The 21,893-nt window shown below is 35.5% G+C and carries 23 protein-coding genes and 1 pseudogene; 22 read left to right on the forward strand and 2 right to left on the reverse strand.

Features of this window, described 5'->3' with window-relative positions:
• The 8 genes from AC1Q8M_RS04570 (at nt 1) to AC1Q8M_RS04605 (ending at nt 7,161) form a co-directional block, all read left to right on the forward strand.
• Nucleotides 1–411 carry a hypothetical protein gene (locus AC1Q8M_RS04570; RefSeq protein WP_000360860.1) on the forward strand — a complete coding sequence of 137 codons (411 nt, stop codon included), beginning with the start codon at nt 1–3 and terminating at the stop codon, nt 409–411.
• Nucleotides 412–421: 10 nt separating this feature from the next.
• A complete protein-coding gene (locus AC1Q8M_RS04575) occupies nt 422–1,531 on the forward strand; it encodes a flagellar hook-length control protein FliK (RefSeq protein WP_000616457.1) in 1,110 nt (369 codons plus the stop codon).
• Nucleotides 1,532–1,534: 3 nt separating this feature from the next.
• Nucleotides 1,535–2,113, forward strand: coding sequence for a flagellar hook assembly protein FlgD (locus AC1Q8M_RS04580; RefSeq protein ID WP_001143462.1), 579 nt, complete (start codon nt 1,535–1,537; stop codon nt 2,111–2,113).
• A gap of 16 nt (nt 2,114–2,129) precedes the next feature.
• On the forward strand, nt 2,130–3,353 hold the full coding sequence (locus AC1Q8M_RS04585) for a flagellar hook protein FlgE (protein WP_000588320.1): 1,224 nt from the start codon (nt 2,130–2,132) through the stop codon (nt 3,351–3,353).
• A gap of 49 nt (nt 3,354–3,402) precedes the next feature.
• On the forward strand, nt 3,403–3,738 hold the full coding sequence (locus AC1Q8M_RS04590) for a DUF3964 family protein (RefSeq protein ID WP_000198165.1): 336 nt from the start codon (nt 3,403–3,405) through the stop codon (nt 3,736–3,738).
• Nucleotides 3,739–3,952: 214 nt separating this feature from the next.
• The gene (locus AC1Q8M_RS04595; protein WP_000068299.1) at nt 3,953–4,438 is read left to right on the forward strand and encodes a hypothetical protein; all 486 of its coding nucleotides are present in this window, start codon (nt 3,953–3,955) and stop codon (nt 4,436–4,438) included.
• Between the two features lie 123 nt (nt 4,439–4,561).
• Nucleotides 4,562–5,470, forward strand: coding sequence for a chemotaxis protein (locus AC1Q8M_RS04600; protein WP_000075943.1), 909 nt, complete (start codon nt 4,562–4,564; stop codon nt 5,468–5,470).
• A gap of 743 nt (nt 5,471–6,213) precedes the next feature.
• Nucleotides 6,214–7,161 carry a DNA-binding domain-containing protein gene (locus AC1Q8M_RS04605; RefSeq protein ID WP_000274693.1) on the forward strand — a complete coding sequence of 316 codons (948 nt, stop codon included), beginning with the start codon at nt 6,214–6,216 and terminating at the stop codon, nt 7,159–7,161.
• A gap of 95 nt (nt 7,162–7,256) precedes the next feature.
• On the opposite strand, the gene AC1Q8M_RS04610 is transcribed toward AC1Q8M_RS04605, so the two are convergent.
• Both AC1Q8M_RS04610 and AC1Q8M_RS04615 read right to left on the reverse strand, forming a co-directional pair.
• Nucleotides 7,257–8,057, reverse strand: a complete 801-nt coding sequence (locus tag AC1Q8M_RS04610) for a flagellin N-terminal helical domain-containing protein (protein WP_001219721.1) — start codon at nt 8,055–8,057, stop codon at nt 7,257–7,259.
• Nucleotides 8,058–8,308: 251 nt separating this feature from the next.
• Nucleotides 8,309–9,403, reverse strand: a complete 1,095-nt coding sequence (locus tag AC1Q8M_RS04615; protein ID WP_016513058.1) for a flagellin N-terminal helical domain-containing protein — start codon at nt 9,401–9,403, stop codon at nt 8,309–8,311.
• Nucleotides 9,404–9,660: 257 nt separating this feature from the next.
• Between AC1Q8M_RS04615 and AC1Q8M_RS04620 the strand changes: the two genes are divergently transcribed.
• From AC1Q8M_RS04620 to AC1Q8M_RS04685, 14 genes and pseudogenes are all read left to right on the forward strand, one after another.
• Nucleotides 9,661–10,446, forward strand: a complete 786-nt coding sequence (locus AC1Q8M_RS04620) for a lytic transglycosylase domain-containing protein (RefSeq protein WP_000635230.1) — start codon at nt 9,661–9,663, stop codon at nt 10,444–10,446.
• 62 nt (nt 10,447–10,508) lie between these two features.
• Nucleotides 10,509–10,733, forward strand: a complete 225-nt coding sequence (locus AC1Q8M_RS04625) for a flagellar motor switch protein FliN (RefSeq protein ID WP_000775712.1) — start codon at nt 10,509–10,511, stop codon at nt 10,731–10,733.
• 14 nt (nt 10,734–10,747) lie between these two features.
• Nucleotides 10,748–11,734: a flagellar motor switch protein FliM gene (gene fliM / locus AC1Q8M_RS04630; RefSeq protein ID WP_000012361.1), complete on the forward strand. Its 987-nt coding sequence runs from the start codon at nt 10,748–10,750 to the stop codon at nt 11,732–11,734.
• Nucleotides 11,735–11,744: 10 nt separating this feature from the next.
• The gene (fliN, locus tag AC1Q8M_RS04635; protein ID WP_000680010.1) at nt 11,745–12,104 is read left to right on the forward strand and encodes a flagellar motor switch protein FliN; all 360 of its coding nucleotides are present in this window, start codon (nt 11,745–11,747) and stop codon (nt 12,102–12,104) included.
• A 12-nt stretch (nt 12,105–12,116) separates the two neighbouring features.
• On the forward strand, nt 12,117–12,437 hold the full coding sequence (locus tag AC1Q8M_RS04640; protein ID WP_000121178.1) for a hypothetical protein: 321 nt from the start codon (nt 12,117–12,119) through the stop codon (nt 12,435–12,437).
• The gene (locus AC1Q8M_RS04645) at nt 12,434–13,192 is read left to right on the forward strand and encodes a flagellar type III secretion system pore protein FliP (RefSeq protein WP_001220582.1); all 759 of its coding nucleotides are present in this window, start codon (nt 12,434–12,436) and stop codon (nt 13,190–13,192) included. The genes AC1Q8M_RS04640 and AC1Q8M_RS04645 overlap by 4 nt, the downstream gene beginning before the upstream one ends.
• 33 nt (nt 13,193–13,225) lie before the next feature.
• On the forward strand, nt 13,226–13,501 hold the full coding sequence (locus tag AC1Q8M_RS04650) for a flagellar biosynthetic protein FliQ (RefSeq protein ID WP_001098080.1): 276 nt from the start codon (nt 13,226–13,228) through the stop codon (nt 13,499–13,501).
• Nucleotides 13,502–13,516: 15 nt separating this feature from the next.
• On the forward strand, nt 13,517–14,278 hold the full coding sequence (locus AC1Q8M_RS04655; protein ID WP_001055717.1) for a flagellar biosynthetic protein FliR: 762 nt from the start codon (nt 13,517–13,519) through the stop codon (nt 14,276–14,278).
• Between the two features lie 10 nt (nt 14,279–14,288).
• The gene (flhB, locus tag AC1Q8M_RS04660) at nt 14,289–15,335 is read left to right on the forward strand and encodes a flagellar type III secretion system protein FlhB (protein WP_001040119.1); all 1,047 of its coding nucleotides are present in this window, start codon (nt 14,289–14,291) and stop codon (nt 15,333–15,335) included.
• 23 nt (nt 15,336–15,358) lie between these two features.
• On the forward strand, nt 15,359–17,425 hold the full coding sequence (gene flhA, locus AC1Q8M_RS04665; RefSeq protein WP_000475626.1) for a flagellar biosynthesis protein FlhA: 2,067 nt from the start codon (nt 15,359–15,361) through the stop codon (nt 17,423–17,425).
• A gap of 14 nt (nt 17,426–17,439) precedes the next feature.
• Entirely contained in the window at nt 17,440–18,750 is a 1,311-nt protein-coding gene (flhF, locus tag AC1Q8M_RS04670) for a flagellar biosynthesis GTPase FlhF (RefSeq protein ID WP_098855591.1), read from the forward strand.
• A gap of 42 nt (nt 18,751–18,792) precedes the next feature.
• Nucleotides 18,793–19,566, forward strand: a complete 774-nt coding sequence (locus tag AC1Q8M_RS04675) for a flagellar basal-body rod protein FlgG (protein WP_001013934.1) — start codon at nt 18,793–18,795, stop codon at nt 19,564–19,566.
• A 169-nt stretch (nt 19,567–19,735) separates the two neighbouring features.
• Nucleotides 19,736–21,030: pseudogene (locus AC1Q8M_RS04680) on the forward strand (NtaA/DmoA family FMN-dependent monooxygenase).
• A gap of 138 nt (nt 21,031–21,168) precedes the next feature.
• On the forward strand, nt 21,169–21,879 hold the full coding sequence (locus tag AC1Q8M_RS04685; protein WP_097924282.1) for an alanyl-tRNA editing protein: 711 nt from the start codon (nt 21,169–21,171) through the stop codon (nt 21,877–21,879).
• Nucleotides 21,880–21,893: the final 14 nt, after the last annotated feature.

Genomic DNA, 21,893 nt, shown 5'->3' on the forward strand with positions numbered 1-21,893 from the left:
GTGGATAAACAGCAGTACGACACAATAAAATTGCAAATAAATCAAGAAAAAGAACATATTTTAAAAGAAGTGTATGAATTAACAGCTGAAAAAAGAAAAATAGAACAAAAAAAAGAATATGATTTATATGTTGTGAAATCGCGTAGTAAAGTCGTACAAACTGGGCAACGTATTATGGCTGGCATGCTTTCTTCACATACGTTTTCACCTGAAAGAATAGAAGAATGGAATCGAAAAATTAAAAAAACGGAAGGTTTTATTCAAAAAAATGAAAGCCTTTTAGAGCAAGTAAAAGAAAAAGAACGTGTCATTGATGAGATGTATCAAGAAAATTGCAAAAAGCTTGCGAAAGCACAAGAAAAGCTGGAAGAAAAAATGCTTCTGGATTTGAAAATGTGTATGAATGGATGAGGTGAATGTAGTGATACAGTCTGTATTACCGGTGCAACAAAGTTTACCTCCGCAAAAAGAAAAAGGGCTAGAAGTACAATCAAAAAATGAAGATTCTTCATTCGATCGTACGATGAGAATGGAAAATAAAAAACAGCCGCAAACGGAGAAAACGAAACGAGAAGAAGCACCAACAGAAGAGAAAAAAGATTATATTCTTTCTAAAAAATCGGTAACGAAAGAAGAGCCTATTGTAAAGAAAGAAGAAAAAAAAGAGACAGAACAGTTGTTATTAGCTGTATCTGAGCAAATGGTTGCAATTGAGCAATTACATGTGCAGCCGGAATTGTTATATCAATACATACAAAAAATACAAGAGCTATATAAAGAATATGGCAATATTAAACTTAATGAATTACCTGCAGCTGAATTACAACAATTACAAGAACTTCTTTCAAATATGAATATCAAAAATGCTATATGTTTAGAAGATACAATGCAAATGGTATTAGACAAAATGAAGATGCCAGAGCAAACGATGCAAGCATTGAAAGTTGTAGAAACAGAAACTTGTAATATTGCAAAGAAACAAGAAGAGTTTAAAGACGTAGATCTTCCGAAACTTGAGAGCGATGATGCAAAGGTAGAGTTGCCAGAGGTTGATGCATTAAATGATTCGAGCTCTGCAGGTGCAGAGTTATTAAATAAAACGACGAGTACCGAACAAGTAGGGAAATCAAATAGTGGTGCTGAGAAAGTTTCATTACCTGACTTAGGAAAGAAAATGGAAGCACAAGTAGAAGCGCTGCAAAAATTTGTAGTGAAACAAGAACGTGTTTTATTTCAGTTAAATCCAGAAAAACTTGGTACATTAACAGTGTTTATGAAAAAACACGGAGATCAAATTGATGTTCACGTAGAAATGGAAAAACACGATGCGAAAAAACGTGTTGAAATCATTTTTGATGAATTGAAATTAAAGTTAAAAGAAAAAGAAATCAATATTCAAATTAGCTATTCAGATAAAGATGAAAATCGTAAAGAACAGCGAGAACAAGAGCAAAGGCAAAAACAGAAATTAGCAAATACAAATCATGAAAAACAACAATCAACAGAATTTGCGGGATTATTGGAGGAATAAAGCGTGCCAACAGTTGGATTAAATACAACGAGTACAAATCATATTCCGTTACAAGCAGGAGCGCAAAAAAGTAATGTACCTGTTAATGGTGTACAATCGCCAGTGCAACAAAGTAATGGAGTTTCGGCAGGAGCGCAAAAGACTCCTGGGGTAATGGGGAAAGATGATTTCCTAAAATTGTTTTTATCAAGTTTCCAACATCAAGATCCATTTAATGCGATGGATATGAATCAAATGATGAATCAGACAGCGCAGTTATCTCTTATGGAACAAGTACAGAATATGACGAAAGCAGTAGATAAGCTGCAATCAACGATGTATTCAACAGCACTTGATGGTGGAATGAAGTTTTTAGGTAAATACGTAAGAGGTGTTGACGGTGACGGAAACAAAGTAACCGGTCAAGTAGAAACAGTTCGCCTTGCGGAAAATAACGATGTACAGCTCGTTATTAATAATAAGGTTGTATCTCTTCGTTTCGTTGAGAGAGTGTCTGATAAACCGATTGGGGAAACGAACCCAGAAGACGCAAAGAAAGACGATCAAAAAGTAACTGAAGAAGTAAAAACTACAAATTCATAAGGAGTGTCCATACGTTATGATTAAAGCGTTATATACAAGTATTACAGGGATGAATGCAACACAAAATGCATTAAGTGTAACTTCAAATAATATTGCCAATGCACAAACAGTAGGTTATAAAAAACAAAAAGCAATGTTTGATGATTTACTATATAACAATTCGATTGGTGCAAAAGGTGACGGTAAATACGCAGGAACAAATCCGAAAAGTATTGGTAATGGTGTGAAAATGAGTGGTACAGTTACGGATTATAGTGATGGTACAATTACGTTAACAGGTGGCAAAACACAAGCCGCAATGGAAGGTAATGGTTTCTTCGTTGTAGGTGATTCAAAAGGCGGAAATATGGAATTTACTCGTAAAGGTACGTTTGGGATATCTTCAGATTACTATATTACGAATACTGAAGGTCAATATGTATTTGCATACCCTGCGAATGAGGCAACTGGTGAAGTTGATTTATCTGGAATTCCAGGACCGTTGCAAATTCCAATGGGAACAGCAATTGGTGGTATTCGAACATCGAAAGGGACAATTAAAGGTAATATTCCAACTGGTGAAAAACAAATTACACAAGATTTACCTGTATATGATAATGCGGGGAATACATGGACAATGCGTGTCGAGTTTAAACAAACGAGCGAACATAATTATACATATAAAGTACAAATGCGTAATGACTCGAAAAAAGAAACAGAGTTTAAGGATGTTCCAGGTGCAGGTGGTAATATGACATTTGATGCTGTTGGAAATCCAAATCCGAAAGAGCAAGGGGCCAATATTCCATTTGATGGCGGCTCTATAAAATTAGACTTAAGTCATTTAACAAACCATCCAACAGATAAAACATTATCAGTAACAGACGTAGATGGTAGAGCAGCAGCGACGGTTAAAGATTGTTTCATTGCTGACGGTGGATATGTGATGGTAAAATATTCTGATGGAAGTATGAAATCAGCTGGTCAATTAGCTGTTGCGATGTTCCCGAACGAAGGCGGACTAATGAAAACAGGTAATGGTAACTATACAGCGACGAATACAACAGGTATTTTAGCTCTTGGTGCATCTGGTCAAAACGGTGCGGGTAAAGTACGCGGTGGTGCACAAGAAGGTGCCAATGTAGATTTATCTGTAGAATTCGTTGACTTAATGTTATACCAACGCGGATTCCAAGGAAATGCGAAAGTGATTAAAGTTTCAGATGAAGTATTAAATGAAGTTGTAAACTTAATTCGATAATATATCGTAAAGAAAAAATGTAATGGAGTAGAAAGGGTTTTTTATTCGTATGACAAGACAAGAGCGAATTTTACAATTGCCTTTTTTCGAAAATAAACGTGAACTTGCCGAGCAAGTATTAAAAATAGAACGAGAAGAGCATGTATATTTACCAGATCAATTTGAAATTAAGCAAGTGCCTCCATATTCATTTGGCGAAAAACAAGCAATCATTGGCCGCATCCATGAGTTTTATTTCATAAGTGTTGGTAGCGATAGCGTTTGGAAGTATCAACTGTTTAAGGATGAGATGAAGTGTCGTGAGTTTTTTGTTATGTTGCCTGATATTACGGATCAGCAGATAGCGTTTTGGTTTAATAACATAGAGTTATTGAAAGGTTCTTAAAAGCACTTTTTAGGTTTTGAGAGAGGACCTGGCGATGTTTTGGAGCGGTTAGTGCCTAATAGAGTCCCGACCGATGTGTAAGACCAGAGATATGTAGCGTTACTAGAGTAGTATGGTAGTGTAAGAAGTGGTAATATAAAATAGTTTTAAGTTAATTTAAGGTAGTTGTAGTATACAATTAGACTGAATTTCTATAAAAGGAGAGGTGAGGAGGATGGCGCAAAATAAGTATCGCGTTACATTCATTTCGCCGAGTGAGGTTGAGCAGCGGACTGTAATGGCGGCGAATAGTTTGCCGGATTTAATTCGTAAAGTAGAGAGTATTATTGCAGATCCAAACGGTTATTTTGTGAATGATAAAAAAAATAATTGTTATTTTAAAGTGATTAAAGAAAATGTTACGTTTATTCAATATGAGTTACTATTTTCGGATAAGGAAATTCATATTGAAAAATTAAAACATATAGCACCGGTGGTATTAAAACGATTATTCGAAGAAATAAATGACCCGGAATTATATGCACTTGCGCTACTTGATGTTGATATAGCAACGAAAGAATATGTGCTAGCAGAAATGAATTCTGAGCTGAGAATAAGAGTAGAGACCGAGCTTTCGAAAAAATGGGAAGCAATGCCGACGGAAGTTGTAGGAGCACAAGAAGTGTTATTAGAGGCACTTGCTTCGTTTATACAAGATTAATTGTTTTTTAATAAAATGAATCGATCGACTATCTATATTTTTTATATAGGTAGTTGACTTTTTCTCTTTTATAAAGCTTAATAATTAGATATACGGAATTAATGGAAGGGGAGCGACACCTTTATGTCACAAGCACAAAGTATTTTATTAGAAAGCGGAACAAATGAATTAGAGATTGTTACGTACACTGTTGGTGAAAACCTATTTAGTATTAATGTAATGAAAGTACGTGAAATCATTAATCCATTCCCTGTTACAACTGTGCCAGAATCTCATCATGCAGTTGAAGGTGTTGTTCAAGTACGTGGTGAAATTTTACCTGTTATTAACTTAGCAATGGCTCTTAATTTAAAGTCAACAAAGCCACTTGATCAAACGAAATTTATCATCTCAGAATTAAACCAAATGAAAGTTATTTTCCGCGTTGATGAAGTGCATCGTATTCAACGTATTTCATGGGAACAAATTGATGAACCAGCTTCATTATCTATGGGACTAGAAGAAACGACATCTGGTATTGTAAAACTAGATGGAAAAATCATCTTACTATTAGATTATGAAAAAATTGTATGTGAAATTAGCGGCACTGGTTATGACAATAAATCAATTGCAGGGTTAGAACAAAAAACAGATCGAGCTGAAAAAGTAATTTATATTGCAGAAGATTCAGCGATGCTTCGCCAAATATTAGAAGAAACATTATCATCAGCTGGATATACAAAAATGAACTTCTTCAGCAATGGTGCGGAAGCGTTAGCACAAATTGAAAAATTAGCGAAAGAGCAAGGCGAAAAAATGTTTGAACATATTCACCTGCTAATTACGGATATTGAAATGCCAAAAATGGATGGACATCATTTAACGAAAGTGGTTAAGGATAGTGAAGTAATGAATCGTTTACCAGTCATTATTTTCTCTTCATTAATTACAAATGAATTATTCCATAAAGGTGAAGCTGTAGGAGCAAATGCTCAAGTAAGTAAGCCAGATATTCAAGAGCTAATTGGTTTAGTTGATAAGTTAGTGCTTTAAAAGCTTCTATTTAGCCAGAATAGAAGCTCTAGCTAAGTGTTGAGCGGTCAGTGCTTAATAGAGCCCTATGCGATGTTGAGACCAGAGATATGGAGTGGTTATAGGTAAGTAGAAGAGCTGGCGTATAACATTTTTCTATTTAGTAGGAATAGGGGAAACTACTTATGTAAGTAAGTTTTCAGTGATTAATAGAGTCTCATGCGATGTGAGTTCAGAGGTATGAAGTAGTTTTAGGTAAGAAGAAGTGAGACTTCGATTGAGGATTTGAAGATTGGGTTTATAACTCTATTCTGTTAGAGAGAGGAAGGAATTAGCCATATGTAGCATTGGCTAATTCCTTTTTGGTATTCTATACTCTAACCTGGCAGAAAAATGAAAGGTTTCTAAGATGTTTGGCGCTGTATGTATGAAAAAATCTTCAAATGAAGATTTTTGATTTGAAAATATAAGCAAACGTATTTTCGAAGGTTATTTTAGTAACATTTCGTGGTAACGCAAATTTTTTCGGTGAAAAAATATTCAAAATACCATATAATATAATTAAATGTAATTAATATGCAATTTTACATATTAATAAAAAAACATTTTCCAAATTTTTATACTTTCTATACATTTTTGTATGTTAATTATTTGACAGATAATTTCGAACTGTTATAATATGGATATGTAAAAATTGCTATTTTCTTAAAAGACATGGGAGTCAGATGAGAATTGTGAAAGGATGAGGGGGAGTGGCACAGATTATGTATCACCACACAGCAATTAATGTATTAGGTCTTTTACAAAACATGTCAAATAATAAAATGAACGATATGCAACTAGAGGTGGAATTAAAAAAAATAGAAAAAGAATTCCAAGTAAAGTATGAAGAATTAGTTGATTTACATAATAGAATGGTATTATTTCAAATAGATATAGAAAAAAATGGCGGGATGCGAGCGTACGAAAAATCAGCAATTACATGGCTGAAATCTGAACTAGAGCTACTGTATGAAGTGTATCAATTTTGTCAGCGTCACGGTTTAAACATTTTAAATATTTCAAAATACGTAAGTAAAAATGAACTAAATCTTTTTCCAAAAACAGAAAGTCAATTGCAAAATACGTATTATAAATTGAAAAAACGTGAAATACCGTTTGAAAATATTGAAAAACAGAAACCAGGACGAAAGCGAAAATATATACCAGTAAAAGAGACAATCGTTGCAAGAAAACAAGAAAACGAGTACGAATTAAAAGAAGAAATCCAGCATAAAGAAGATGAAAAAAATCTTGTAACAGTTATATCTGGTATCGTTGATAACTTTGAAACAATTAATCAATGTAGTGAAAGGAAAGAAGACGAACTACATCAGTTTATGGAAGGTATTTATAAGCTTTCTAGTATGGCGGCAGGGCGTTTTAGAGAAGCGAAGAATACACGTAGCCTAGAAGGTGAATTGCAGTCGTTACAACTAGAAAATGAAAGGTTAAAACGAGAGAAAGAAGAGCTTGTACAAGATATTAAAGGCATGACGCAGCTTTTAATTCATTTCATTACAAGTTCTGATATCGATCAAATTCGTAAATTACCAACTTTCGTACAAGATTGTAAAATGGAATTACATAAACTAGGGCTATATAATGCACAAGACGGTAAAATGAAAATTATGGTTGATCGTAGCGGACAAGTTATGACCGTAACACAGTAATAAAATTTGGGTACAAAATAAAAGGGAGATACATAGTTTATATGTATTTCCCTTTTATTTTGTATGGAATCGTTCCAAAGAAGGAAGATGAATTTTTACGATTGTAGTAGTTTAGAAAGCATTTGCGGAATTTGGTTCGCTTGTGAAACCATACTAAGGGCAACTTCAGTTAATAATTTGAACTTTAAAAAATCACTCATCTCCTGCGCCATATCTGCATCTTCAACTTGAGATGCAGCATCTGTTAACGCCATACTTTGGCTATTTAAATTTTCAATATTGAGCTGTAAACGATTTATCATAGCTCCAAGATCAGCACGATGAAGTGATACACTTTGCAAAGCCTCTTCAATTTTACGAATTGCCGTTCTTGCTTCTTGTTCTGTTGAAATCTTGATGTCATGTTGTGTAGGGGAAGGGGGGATAGATTTTGATATATGTACCGTATGACCGATATCGTTTAATGTAACAGGACGGTTTTGGCCGCCAAATACGGATAAATCATTAAACTCCGTCGTCTCACCGATATAGCCAATTTGCTCTGTTAAAGATTGAAACTCTTTATTTAACGAATCACGGTTTTTATTTGAATTTGGATAATTCGCAGACTGAACAGCTAAATCACGCATACGATGTAAAATATTCGTCACAGTTTGAAGAGCAGCTTCCGCTGTCCGAAGCATTGATAGCGCATCCTCATTATTACGAATCGCCACGCGCATACCACTCGCTCTCGCATGCATACGAGTCACAATCGCTATGTTTGCTGGATTATCAGAAGCATGACTCAACTTCTTACCAGTCGACAAATGCTCCATTGTCACATTCATACGTTTCTCATTCTCATACAACGACTGCCTAGCATTCATACTTAAAACATTCGTACCAATACGCATAATAGACACTCCTTATAGATTGATATAGTTAGTGTTCTAAAGCTAATAAACGGTTATGAAAAGAAAAAGGGGCGTATGCTCACTATATCTTTTTGTTTTCATACACGGAACTAGGATAAAACAGGCCCTGACCGCTACTAAATATGATTAGAGCTTCTCTTTAAGTTAAAAAATCTTTCAATCTATCTATATAGAAAAAATAAACCTCTCCGCAAGCAGAGAGGTTTATTCAAGAAACTAGCTCAAATGGCTTATTGTAATAATTTAGAAACCATTTGTGGAGTTTGGTTTGCTTGAGAAAGCATGCTGATTCCAGCTTCGTTCAAGATTTTGAACTTAGTCATTTCAGACATTTCTTTCGCCATATCAGCGTCTTCGATTTGAGAAGCAGCTGAAGCCATAGAAGAAGATTGGCTCTTAAGGTTGTTTACGTTAAAGTCAAGACGGTTTAATGTAGCACCTAGAGTTGCGCGGTTAGATGCAATGTTTTTAAGTGCTGTATCGATAGACGCGATTGCACCAGAAGCATCAGCTTTAAGATCTGAAGTTTCAAGTTTTGTTAATTTAGCAAATTCTGCACCTAAATCATTTGCTGCAGCTTTTGATCCACCATCGTCTGCTTTATTGTAGATTTCTAATTTTGCTTCGATTTTCTTTACATCATCTGCAGACATGAAAGATTTAACTTTATCAAATTCTTCCATAGTAGCTTTTACTTTTGGATCAAGCGTCGCTTTAGTAGTCTCTGTTGCCTTTCCAAGATCATCAAATGATTTTGTAGTTGTCGCATATGTTGTTTTGTTAACTTTATCAGTTCCGATAGATAAAGTATCAAGTTTTAATTCTTTAGTGGATACATTAGATAAGTTAATGTTAATTTGTTTACTTGTATCAGCGTTATCTAATGTCTGAATTGCGATTTCTGTATTTGAACCATCTAATAATTTTTTGTCATTAAACTCAGTGTTTGTAGAAATATAATCGATTTGCTCTTTTAATGCGTCAAATTCTTTGTTTAATGCAGCTTGGTTTTCATTAGTATTTGTACCATTTGCAGATTGGTTTGCAAGGTCACGCATACGAAGTAAGATGTTAGATACTGAGTTCATTGCTGAATCAGCTGTACGGATTAATGAAATACCGTCTTGTGTGTTGTTAGCAGCAACACCTAATCCACTTTCACGAGCACGCATACGAGTTGCGATTGCAAGACCTGCTGCATCGTCAGAAGCGTTGTTGATACGTTTACCGCTTGATAAACGGTCCATAGCGTTGCTCATTTTTGCTTGGTTTTGGCGCATGTACTCTTGAGTACGCATGCTGTTAATGTTTGTATTAATTCTCATGTTAAGAAACCCCCATTTTTTTATATTGACTTTTCTGCAAATTGAAAAACGGTAATATGCGAAAAAATCAATTTCGAGATTTATTGTAATCCTTGCTACAACGGGTGTCAACTAAAAATTCGAATTAATAAATATAAAAAAATAACAGTTTAACAATATATTCATTTTTTTATTACATAATTATTAAAAGGATTATTGCAAACTTTAAAAAAAAACTCTAATATTAGATTATCTTTGTTTACCGAAAAGGTGATATTATGATAGTTGGAAATATAGTAAAAGAAGTGCTTGCATATAAAAAAGGACAAATTCAGCAAAAGTTAAGTAGTCCACAAGCATTTGTGAGTAGTCGTTTTCAAGAGAAGTTGCAGAGTGAACCTGCGAAGGAGACGAAAGAAACTACGCAGCCGGCCAAAGTAGAGGATATGAGTCAGCCGGTACAATCTACGAAAATAGAAGCGGTTGTTAATAAACCGGCAGAAACTATTAATAAAGTAGAGGAAGCGAGTAAGCCTGAAGAAAAGGTTGAAACGAAGAAAGCAGATGAAGTGCAAGTTGCGCAAAAAGAGTTTGAACGACGTTTCCCAGAAACGAAAAATGAGGCTGCTGATACGTGGGAATTAACGAAGAAGTATAATATTCAAAAAATACGTTCTTCCAATGAAGGGAAGTATGAGGATATTATTGATCGTGTAAGTCGTACATACGGAATTCCGAAAACGTTAATTCAAAAAATGATTGAAGTAGAGTCTAATTTTAATCCGAAAACGGTGTCACATGCAGGTGCGATGGGTCTTATGCAACTTATGCCAGCGAATGTGAAAGAGATGGGTGTGAAGAATCCATTTTCACCAGCTGAAAGTATTGAAGGTGGCGTGAAAGAGTTAAGCGGTTATTTAAAGAAAAATAACGGCGACTTAGTATTGGCACTTGCTTCTTACAATGCTGGTCCTGGGAATGTGAGAAAGTACGGAGGCGTACCGCCATTTAAAGAAACGCAAGGATATATTAAAAAAATATTAAATATCGACGTTTCAAAATAGGGAGTTTCATATATAGAGAGAACATGAAATTTTCGTGAACATGATATGGGAGTTGGCTAGATTTGAAATTACAAGATGATATTCCGTTAACAATTTATTTTGAAATCGGAAATACGAAAAAGAAAATTGAAGATCTGCTTCATATTACGAAAGGTACATTGTATCGTCTTGAAAATTCAACGAAAAATACGGTGCGTCTTATGCTTGAGAATGAAGAGATTGGAACCGGAAAGATTTTGACGAAGAATGGGAAGATGTACGTTGAAATCGTTGAATTGAAAAGGTAGGGAAGGGGATTGTCATGAGTGGCGAAAAATTAAGCCAAGAGCAAATTGATGCCCTGCTGAAGGCGGTAAATGAAGGCGAGGAAATGCCAGCTTTCGCACAAGAAGCAGGAAAGCAAGAGAAATTTCAAGAGTATGATTTTAATAGACCAGAGAAGTTCGGTGTTGAGCATTTACGTAGTTTGCAAGCGATTGCTTCTACGTTTGGGAAACAGACGTCACAGACGTTATCAGCGCGTATGCGTATTCCAATTGAACTAGAGCCTTCAACGGTTGAGCAAGTTCCATTTACGAGTGAGTATGTGGAGAAAATGCCGAAAGATTATTATTTATATTGCGTAATTGATCTCGGTTTACCAGAGCTTGGAGAAATTGTTATTGAGATTGATTTAGCATTCGTTATTTATATTCATGAATGTTGGCTTGGCGGAGATAGTAAGCGTAACTTTACGATGCGCAGACCGTTAACAGCATTTGAGTTTTTAACGCTTGATAATATATTCTTGCTTCTTTGTAAAAATTTAGAGCAATCATTTGAAAGTGTTGTTGCGATTGAACCGAAATTTGTAACGACGGAAACAGATCCGAATGCATTAAAGATTACGACAGCGAGCGATATCATTTCATTACTTAATGTAAATATGAAAACAGATTTTTGGAATACGACGGTGCGTATCGGGATTCCGTTCTTATCTGTTGAAGAAATTATGGATAAGTTAACGTCTGAAAATATTGTCGAACATTCTTCGGACAAACGTAGGAAGTATACGTCTGAAGTGGAAGTGAAAGTAAATCAAGTGTACAAACCTGTTCACGTTGCGATTGGTGAGCAGAAAATGACAATGAGTGAGATTGAACAAATTGAAGAAGGCGATATTATTCCGCTTCATACGAAAGTTTCGGATGAATTACTTGGTTATGTAGATGGAAAGCATAAATTTAATTGTTTTATTGGAAAAGATGGAACGCGTAAGGCGCTCCTATTTAAAAGTTTTGTAGAGTAGGAGGATCCATATGAAGCATGAAGTATCTCCTGTGTCATTAATGGGATTAGAAGATTTTGCAGGAAAGCGAAATGAAGCAGGTAAAGCACATATTGATACTGTTTCAGATATTTCGATTGAACTTGGTGTAAAGCTTGGAAAGTCATCTATTACGCTCGGTGATGTAAAGCAGTTAAAAGTTGGCGATGTTCTTGAAGTAGAGAAAAACTTAGGACATAAAGTAGATGTGTATTTAAGTAATATGAAAGTCGGCATCGGTGAAGCAATTGTAATGGACGAGAAATTCGGTATTATCATTTCTGAAATTGAAGCTGATAAAAAACAAGCGGCGCTTATGAAAGCGCAAAGTCAAATGCAAGATAAAGAGTAAAGGAGGAGTCATATGTCGTATATGACGACCTTATTTCAAGTCGTTTTACTGTTTGGTGCGCTCGGTTACGGTGCATATTATATGACAAAAAAGACGCGCAAACAGCAGTTTTTTAAGCAGGGTGAAAATGGCCATATTCAAGTAAAAGACGGCGTGTATTTAAATCATCAAACGAGTGCCTTTTTATTTGAAGTGGACGGAAAGCAAGTGTTCACTGTTATTAGTAATAACGGTGTACAGTCTGTGCAATTAACCGGAACAGGAAATCAGTTTCAACAAGCACTAGAAGACGCGGTGAAGACTGAAACGAAAAAAGTAGAGGATCCATCATGAGAATAAAGAAACAGTTATCATTATTAGCCGTTATTTTCGTATTTTCTATCGTTTTTTCAATTATTTTTGTAAATCCAGCGTATGCGGCCCCGAACGGTTTTATTAATTTCGAAAATGGAAAAGAGTTTACGAGTAATTCAAGTGTACAACTATTTGCGCTCGTTACCCTTTTATCATTATCTTCTTCTATCGTTCTATTATTTACACATTTTACTTATTTTATGATCGTTCTTGGGATTACACGTCAAGGACTTGGGGTAATGAATTTACCACCAAACCAAGTGCTTGTTGGACTTGCATTATTTTTATCACTCTTTACGATGCAGCCTGTACTCGGGCAACTGAAGAGCGATGTGTGGGATCCGATGACGAAAGAGAAAATAACAGTAAGCCAAGCTGCGGAAACGACAGCTCCTATTATGAAAGAATATATGTCAAAGCATACGTATAAGCATGATTTGAAAATGATGCTGAAAGTACGCGGAGAAGAGTTGCCGAAAGATTTGAAAGATCTTTCCTTATTTACACTCGTACCATCCTTTACGTTAACGCAAATTCAAAAAGGTTTACTAACAGGGATGTTCATTTATTTAGCGTTTGTATTTATAGATTTGATTATTAGTACACTTTTAATGTACCTCGGGATGATGATGGTACCGCCGATGATTTTAAGTTTACCGTTTAAAATACTCGTTTTCGTATATTTAGGTGGATATACAAAAATCGTCGATATTATGTTTAAGACGGTCGCCTGAAGCGCTTGATGCTATGTGATAGGAGTCATATAAATGAATACGTCACCAATTATAGATATTTTCCAAACCTTTTTTTATAAAGGGGTTATGATTTTAATGCCGATTGCCGTTGTAAGTCTGATTGTCGTTATTATTATCGCGGTTATTATGGCAATGATGCAAATTCAAGAGCAAACGCTGACGTTTTTACCGAAAATGGCGAGTATTGTGCTCGTTATTATCATTTTAGGTCCGTGGATGTTCCAAGAGTTAACGATGCTTATTTTAGATTTATTTGATAAAATCCCATCGCTATTGCGTTCGTACTAAGATAGGTGAACTGAAATGAATATGGAATTATGGGCGGCGACGTTTTTTGCGTTTTGTCGCATTACTTCATTTTTATATTTTTTACCGTTTTTCTCAGGCCGATCCATTCCAGCAATGGCGAAGGTTACAGTTGGACTTGCTCTTTCAATTACAGTGGCCGATCAAGTGGATGTCTCTCACATCAAGACAGTTTGGGACGTTGCAGCTTATGCAGCAACGCAAATTGTAATTGGTTTATCACTTTCAAAAATTGTAGAGATGCTGTGGAACATTCCGAAAATGGCAGGGCATATTTTAGACTTTGATATCGGTTTATCACAAGCAAGTTTGTTTGATGTAAATGCGGGCTCACAGTCTACTTTACTATCAACCATTTTTGATATATTTTTTCTCATTATTTTTATTTCACTTGGCGGCATTAACTATTTCGTTGCCACGATTTTAAAGTCGTTTCAATATACAGAGGCGATTTCAAAATTGTTGACGACTAGTTTTTTAGATAGTCTACTCGCAACGTTATTATTTGCGATCACATCAGCGGTTGAAATTGCTCTGCCGCTTATGGGAAGTTTATTCATCATTAACTTTGTTCTAATTTTAATTGCAAAAAATGCTCCGCAATTAAACGTTTTTATGAATGCATACGTAATTAAAATTACGTGCGGTATTTTGTTTATTGCGATGAGTGTACCGATGCTCGGTTATGTGTTTAAAAATATGACGGATGTATTACTTGAAGAGTATACGAAACTATTTAACTTTTTCTTAACGAAGTAGGGGGACGCGCATGGCAAAGGATAATAAAACAGAAAAGGCCACCCCGCAGAAGCGTAAAAAATCGCGTGAAGAAGGGAATATTGCCCGGAGTAAAGATTTAAATAATTTATTTTCCATTCTCGTATTAGCAGTTGTCGTTTATTTCTTCGGAGATTGGCTAGGTTATGAGATTGCAAATTCCGTAGCGGTGCTGTTTGATCAAATTGGAAAAAATACAGATTCAACCGAGTATTTTTATTTAATGGGGATTTTATTACTGAAAGTATCGGCTCCGATATTAATACTCGTATATGCTTTTCATTTATTCAATTATATGATTCAAGTCGGCTTCCTATTTTCTTCTAAAGTCATTAAACCGAAAGCGTCACGTATTAATCCGAAAAACTATTTTACGAGATTGTTTAGTCGTAAAAGTTTAGTAGATATTTTGAAATCACTGTTCTATATGGGATTAATCGGTTACGTTTCGTACGTTCTTTTTAAAAAGAATTTAGAGAAAATTGTCAGTATGATTGGTTTTAACTGGACTGCGTCACTTACTGAAATTATTAGGCAAATTAAATTTATCTTCTTAGCAATTTTAATTATTTTAATCGTTCTTTCTATTATCGATTTCATTTATCAAAAATGGGAGTATGAACAAGATATTAAGATGAAAAAAGAAGAAGTGAAACAAGAGCATAAAGATAATGAAGGGGACCCGCAAGTAAAGGGGAAACGAAAAAACTTTATGCATGCGATCTTGCAAGGGACAATCGCGAAGAAGATGGATGGTGCAACGTTTATTGTAAACAACCCGACGCATATTTCAGTGGTGCTTCGGTACAATAAACAAGTTGATGCGGCGCCTATTGTCGTTGCAAAAGGGGAAGATGAGCTCGCATTATATATACGAACGCTTGCCCGTGAACATGAAATACCAATGGTGGAAAACCGTCCGCTTGCTCGTTCTTTATATTATCAAGTCGAGGAAGATGAGACAATTCCTGAAGATTTATACGTAGCTGTAATTGAAGTTATGCGCTATTTAATTCAAACGAATGAACTTGAAGTATAATAGCGCGTTTGGAGGGGATCTCTTTGTTTAAGATGGATTCTGCAAGAACCTATTTTTCTATCTTTTTAGCAGCGTCATTCGTTGTGGCGCTCTTAATTCCACTTCCACCATTTATACTTGATATCGTTATCGTTTTTCTACTAAGTATGTCAGTGCTTATTTATATGCGAGCGACAAGTATTAACGAGTGGGATGAGTTAAAGTCATTTCCGACGATGTTGTTATTAATCGGGATTTTCCGCGTATCGATTAACGTTTCGACGACGCGAGCGATTTTAACAGACGGAAATGCGGGTCATGTTATTGAAGAGTTTGGCCAGTTCGTAATTGGCGGGAACTTATTAATTGGTATCGTTATTTTTATAGTTTTAATCATATTCCAGTTTATCGTTGCAAACGGTGCATCTCGTACAGCTGAAGTAGCAGCTCGTTTTACACTTGATTCTTTACCAGGGAAACAAATGTCTATCGATGCTGATTTAAACCAGCGTATTATTTCAGAAAAAGATGCACAGGCAAAACGTAAAAAATTAAATATGGAAACAGAGTTTTACGGAGCGATGGATGGTGCCGGGAAGTTCATTAAAGGGGACGTTATTTTCGGGATTGTCATTTTATTCGTAAACATTATTTTCGGTTTAATTGTCGGCATGATGCAGCAAAGAATGAGCTTTGCAGATGCAGCTCTTCATTATACACAGTTAACTGTCGGTGACGGAATCGTAAACCAAATCGGTTCATTAATGCTTGCAATTTCAACAGGTATTATCGTAACGCGTGTATTTGACGGCTCACCGGATACAGTAACAGAAGGTATCTTTAAAGAGCTATTAGCGCATGAAGTCGTTGTATATGCACTAGGTGGTTTATTTATCGCAATGGGTATTTTTACTCCGCTACCGTTTTTACCATTCGCACTCGTTGGTGGAACGATTATCTTCTTAGGCATTCGTAATAAAAATCGAATAAAGAAAGAAAAAGAAGACGAGCTTCAAAAAGAATTAGAAATGATTCAAGGCGAAGATGAGCAACTGCAACAAGTGGAAGATTCATTCGGAGTATTTACGGATAAATATCCGATTATTGTAGAACTCGGTTTAGATTTAGCAGCACTTGTAAAGCAGAAAATTAACGGGGAAACAGCTCGTGATAAAGTTGTTCTTATGCGGAAGTCGATTATTACTGACCTTGGTATTAACGTTCCTGGAATTAACTTTAAAGATAATACGAGCTTTAGACCACGTGGTCGTTACATTATTCGTATTAAAGGTGCGAAGGCGGCTGAAGGTGTTTTAAAATCAGGTTATTTATTAGCACTAAAAACACCGAACGTAATGGCTGATTTAGATGCAGAACCAGCGAAAGATCCAATTTTCGGCGAAGATGGATATTGGATTTTAGAGCATATGGTGCAAGATGCACAAATGAAAGGCTATCAAGTGTTAGAGCCACTTAGCATATTAATTACACATTTAGATGTTGTCGTAAGGCGTAATCTGCATGAATTAATTCAGCGCCAACATGTAAAAGACTTAATTAACTCGCTTGAAAATGATAATGGCGTTCTATTAGAAGAGATTAAGAAGAAAGAAATTGATTTATCACTCGTTCAAAATGTTATTAAACAACTTCTAAAAGAAGGTATTTCTATTCGTGATTTACCAACAATTATTGAAGGTATTATTGACGGAAAAGAAGTGTATCAAAATCACGTTGATGGTGTGACATCATTTGTTCGTGAATGTATTTCAAAAGTTATTTGTGAAAATGCGAAAAATCCGGACGGAAAAATTTATGCAGCGCTCTTCTCTGATTCAATTGAGTTAGATGCGGATGTTGTGAATAATTCATATCAAGGTTACTTGTTAAACTGGGATTTAGATTTAGAAACACGTGTCGTTGAGCAAGTGCAGCGCGTCTTTAAGCAAGCACGTTTAATGGGAAGAGAACCAGTGTTATTAACACGTAGAAAAGATTTTAGATTTGCAATTGTAAGACTGCTAGAACGTTATCAAGTAGAAGCACAAGTACTTTGTATTAGCGAATTAGCACCAGAAATTGTTGTGGATCAAATTGCCTATATTGAATAGTAGGGGGTGAAGTAATGGAAAGTACAGAAAAGAAAGAAGCGTTAATGCGAATAAAAGCAGCTTCGAAAAATGAATTGTATCGAAAGTTATTTGACCAATATGGTACAGATTATTATTACGTTGTCGATGAAAGTGTAAAACGAAATATACCGTTTTTCTGGAAAAAGGATTATGAAATGTTAGTTGCTTTTCCAGAAGAAAAACAGGAAGAAGTGAATGAAGGTACAGCTCAATTTCATGAACAGTTAATGGATGTTGTGAATGATCCTTCAGAACAAATTGTGAAGGCGAATGGAATTCAATCAGTACTGCACAATTTAGAAAACGTAACGACTTCTATGTCATACGCGGCAATGCAAACAGGAAATAGTGAAGAATGGGCAAGAAAAAAAGAAAAACTATTAAAGCTGTTTGAAAAAGGAATTGTCGTGGTGAAACAGACGAAAGAAACGGAAGTACCGAAAAAGAAAAAAGTTGTGAAACAAGTCATTCCGGTAAAGAAAGAAGAAGTAGTTCCAAAGAAAGAAAGTCAAGAATCTGTACCGTTTATTATTCAAAAGGTAATTCGGATGCTAGAACAAAACGATGTGGAACAATATTTCATTTATGCATATGCTGAAAAGTTAAAAATAAAGTTTGAAAATGCAACGATGATTACGGAAGAAGAAGTTATTAGGTACATATTGGAAGATATGAAATCTCATTTCAATACGGAAAACGTCTTTGAAAAAGAAGTACAAACAATTGCATTAATCGGTCCAACTGGTGTTGGTAAAACGACGACGCTTGCGAAAATGGCATGGCAATTTCACGGTAAGAACAAAACAGTTGGTTTTATAACGACAGATCATTCGCGCATAGGGACAGTGCAGCAATTGCAAGATAACGTAAAGACAATTGGATCGGAAGTAATTGCTGTGCGTGATGAAGCTGCAATGACAAGAGCGCTTACGTATTTTAAAGAAGAAGCGCGCGTCGATTATATTTTAATTGATACAGCCGGAAAAAATTATCGTACGACAGAAACAGTAGAAGAAATGATTGAAACGATGGGACAAGTAGAGCCAGATTATATTTGTTTAACGTTATCAGCTTCGATGAAAAGTAAAGATATGATTGAAATCATTACAAACTTTAAAGATATTCATATAGATGGTATTGTGTTTACAAAATTTGATGAAACAGCAAGTAGTGGTGAATTGTTGAAAATTCCAGCAGTATCATCAGCTCCTATTGTATTAATGACAGATGGCCAAGACATAAGGAAAAATATACATATCGCTACAGCTGAACATTTAGCGAAACAAATGTTACAAACATCGTAGAAAAGAGGTGAAGAATAAGGCGCTTGCCTTATTCAAACGAATATGAACGGTCTTTATATAGGTTCTATGGGTATGATGAACTACATGCAGCGAATTAATGTTCATTCGAATAACGTTGCAAATGCTCAAACGACAGGATTTAAAGCAGAAAATATGACGTCTAAAGTATTTGATGTACAAGACACATATCGCCGCGGAGATGGGGCGGTAACAAATATCGGTTCGGTCGATTATGCTGTAGTACCAGCTGCAACACATGTGAATTTAGTACAAGGAAATATACAAATGACAAATAGCGCTACAGATTTCTTTTTAGATGACGGCGCAGCCGGCACAACATCATTTTTCGTTACTTCTAAAAATGATGAAACGTTTTTAACGAGAGATGGTAGTTTCACATTAAATAGTGATCGTTATTTACAAACATCTTCAGGTGCTTTCGTAATGGGAGAGAATAATGAGCGTATTCGTATTCCGGAAGGAGCAAAGGTTGCTGTACAAGCAGACGGTACATTATATGATGAAGTAACACAAAATAATATTGCTCGTTTGCAAACAAAAACAGTAGATGCAGAAACGAATGCTCGTCTCGTACAACGTGAAAATAAAAGCTTTACACTAGCAGAAGGAAACATTGCTAATTTACCGAACGGAACAGGAATAGTAAAAAATCATATGCTAGAAAATTCAAATGTAGATATGACGAAAGAGATGGCCGATCTTATGACGGATCAAAAGATGATTCAAGCATCACAGCGCGTTATGACGTCATTTGATAAAATTTATGAAAAAGAAGCGAATGAAATATTGAGATAAAGGACTTCCAAAAGTGGAAGTCTTTTTTGTTATTGCTTTTATTACAGTTACATCATAAAATGATAATGATTATCAATATCATTTTATCTATTTTCATAAGAACAGAATTTCATAATGGCAGCAATATTTGTTTAACTAAGTGAATTAAAAATAAGGGGATGGTGTATATATGTCTACAAAGAATCAACTTTGCATTGGATTATGTTTAATTTCTAGAAAGAACAAGAGAATGAGTTTAATTCCGGAATTGATGAACAAGTAGAGTTGGCACTACAGGCAGAAAAGGCTAAGTTAGATTTTGTTTTTAAAGCCGATTATTTAGTGGCGCACCCAGATTTAATTGCTCGTAATAAAGGGAATGTCATTTTAGACCCGACGTTACTGTTTACTGCTATTGCTTATGCGACAGAAAAAATTGGAGTCGTTACAACTGCTTCAACTTCGTTTTATCCACCATATATATTAGCAAGGCAATTACAATCGTTACACTGGATTAGTAACGGCCGAGTAGGGTGGAACATTGTTACATCCATTGACGGTGCTGAAAACTTTGGTGAGGAAGGGATGCCATCATCTGAGGAACGATACGCGAAAGCGGCAGAATGTACAGAGTTAGTAAGAAAACTTTGGAGGAGTCACCCTAATGAAGTATTGAAAGTAGATAATCCTGATGTTATTAGAGAGATGGTAAAGCCTATTGAGCATAATGGTGAGTACTTTAAGGTAAAAGGTCCACTGAATATCCCACAGCATATATCAGGAGAAATGCCATTATTTCAAGCCGGTGCTTCAGAGTCTGGTCGGAATTTTGCTGCTTCTGTTGCTGATGCAATTTTTGCCGCAACGCCTGATATAGAGTCAGGAATTGAACTTCGTCAAGATTTAAGAAGAAGAGCAGAACAGCATGGCCGCAAGCAAGATGCTATACGTGTATTACCTGGATTATATTTCTTTATAGGTGATACATATGAAGAAGCGTTAGAAATGCATAGGCAAGCTCATCAACATCTCACAAAAGAGAAGAGATATACGTTACTTGAAATGGTTCTCGGATTAGATGCGAGAGGGATTCCGCTAGAAAGTAAAATTACGGAAGAGATGCTGCCAAGTCGGAATCAAACTGTACGTAGTAAAACTCATGCCGAGTTATTACGGAACTTCATTATTAAAAATGAACCAACAGTTGAACAAATACTAGAACGACCAGAAGTTGTTGGATCGGCTCATTGGGTTGCGGTTGGTACACCAAAAGACGTTGCGAAGCAAATTATGGATAGGTTTGAGGCAGGGGCGTTAGATGGATTTATTGCCATTCCAGGAGGACCTCCAAAGTCACTAGATCTATTCTTTAGTGAAGTCATCCCTTTATTTGTGAAGGCGGGTGTATTTAGGGAAGAGTATACAGGTTCTACTTTACGGGAGCATTTGGCGGGGAACATATTAAATACTTTACAGTTAAAATAAATAATAGTATGTAGAAAAAAGCCTTATTGTAAAAGGCTTTTTTTGTTTAAAATTAAAAATTCTGAAATATAAGTTGACTGTATGAATGTTATTTTTTATATTAGTAGGTATAACTATAACTACTAAAGAGGTGAGAGTATGACAACGGCATTATATTTAGAAGATGCATACAAAACGAGTTGCGAAACAGAAGTGATAAAAGTAGAAGGGAATAAAATATTTCTAAAAGAAACAGTTTTTTATCCAACTGGTGGAGGGCAGGAATGTGATACGGGTGTCATTGTACAAGATGGGTCTGTATTTGAAGTTGAAAAAGTAAAGAGGGAGCAGGGAGAAATAGTTCACTATATAAAAGATGAAGCTCAAGTAAAATTAGGTCCAGTTAAATTAGAGATGAATTGGGAAAGACGTCATAATTTAATGCGTCATCACTCTTTACTGCATCTTATCGGAGCTGTGGTTTATGAAAAGTATGGAGCACTATGCACCGGAAACCAAATTTATCCTGATAAAGCCCGTATCGATTTTAATGAGTTACAAGAGTTATCGAGCGTGGAAGTAGAAGAAATTGTTGAGGAAGTGAATAAACTTATTGAGCAAAATAAAGAAATTTCCACTCGCTATATGAGCCGCGAAGAAGCAGAAAATGCTGTAGGAATGATTAAAACAGCAATAAATCTCCTGCCAACTACTATCCAAGAAATCCGCATTGTTACAATTGAAAATTTAGACGAACAAGCTTGTGGAGGCACACATGTGAAAAATACGAGTGAAATAGGAACACTTGTTATTGATAAAGTAAAAAGTAAAGGGAAGCAAAATCGTCGTTTTGAAGTAAGGGCGATTTAGATTGTGAGGGGTTA

It is taken from the genome of Bacillus sp. GW823-FHT06A10 (genome assembly GCF_058795375.1).

Excerpts from the sequence above, each read along its gene's own strand:
- fliN (WP_000680010.1), top strand. The coding sequence starts at position 11,745 with ATGAAGCATGAAGTATCTCCTGTGTCATTAATGGGATTAGAAGATTTT.
- fliM (WP_000012361.1), top strand. The coding sequence starts at position 10,748 with ATGAGTGGCGAAAAATTAAGCCAAGAGCAAATTGATGCCCTGCTGAAG.
- AC1Q8M_RS04675 (WP_001013934.1), top strand. The coding sequence starts at position 18,793 with ATGAACGGTCTTTATATAGGTTCTATGGGTATGATGAACTACATGCAG.
- AC1Q8M_RS04615 (WP_016513058.1), bottom strand. The coding sequence starts at position 9,403 with ATGAGAATTAATACAAACATTAACAGCATGCGTACTCAAGAGTACATG.
- AC1Q8M_RS04640 (WP_000121178.1), top strand. The coding sequence starts at position 12,117 with ATGTCGTATATGACGACCTTATTTCAAGTCGTTTTACTGTTTGGTGCG.
- AC1Q8M_RS04605 (WP_000274693.1), top strand. The coding sequence starts at position 6,214 with ATGTATCACCACACAGCAATTAATGTATTAGGTCTTTTACAAAACATG.
- AC1Q8M_RS04650 (WP_001098080.1), top strand. The coding sequence starts at position 13,226 with ATGAATACGTCACCAATTATAGATATTTTCCAAACCTTTTTTTATAAA.
- flhB (WP_001040119.1), top strand. The coding sequence starts at position 14,289 with ATGGCAAAGGATAATAAAACAGAAAAGGCCACCCCGCAGAAGCGTAAA.
- AC1Q8M_RS04590 (WP_000198165.1), top strand. The coding sequence starts at position 3,403 with ATGACAAGACAAGAGCGAATTTTACAATTGCCTTTTTTCGAAAATAAA.
- flhF (WP_098855591.1), top strand. The coding sequence starts at position 17,440 with ATGGAAAGTACAGAAAAGAAAGAAGCGTTAATGCGAATAAAAGCAGCT.
- AC1Q8M_RS04685 (WP_097924282.1), top strand. The coding sequence starts at position 21,169 with ATGACAACGGCATTATATTTAGAAGATGCATACAAAACGAGTTGCGAA.
- AC1Q8M_RS04645 (WP_001220582.1), top strand. The coding sequence starts at position 12,434 with ATGAGAATAAAGAAACAGTTATCATTATTAGCCGTTATTTTCGTATTT.
- AC1Q8M_RS04655 (WP_001055717.1), top strand. The coding sequence starts at position 13,517 with ATGAATATGGAATTATGGGCGGCGACGTTTTTTGCGTTTTGTCGCATT.
- AC1Q8M_RS04600 (WP_000075943.1), top strand. The coding sequence starts at position 4,562 with ATGTCACAAGCACAAAGTATTTTATTAGAAAGCGGAACAAATGAATTA.
- AC1Q8M_RS04620 (WP_000635230.1), top strand. The coding sequence starts at position 9,661 with ATGATAGTTGGAAATATAGTAAAAGAAGTGCTTGCATATAAAAAAGGA.
- AC1Q8M_RS04595 (WP_000068299.1), top strand. The coding sequence starts at position 3,953 with ATGGCGCAAAATAAGTATCGCGTTACATTCATTTCGCCGAGTGAGGTT.
- AC1Q8M_RS04610 (WP_001219721.1), bottom strand. The coding sequence starts at position 8,057 with ATGCGTATTGGTACGAATGTTTTAAGTATGAATGCTAGGCAGTCGTTG.
- AC1Q8M_RS04585 (WP_000588320.1), top strand. The coding sequence starts at position 2,130 with ATGATTAAAGCGTTATATACAAGTATTACAGGGATGAATGCAACACAA.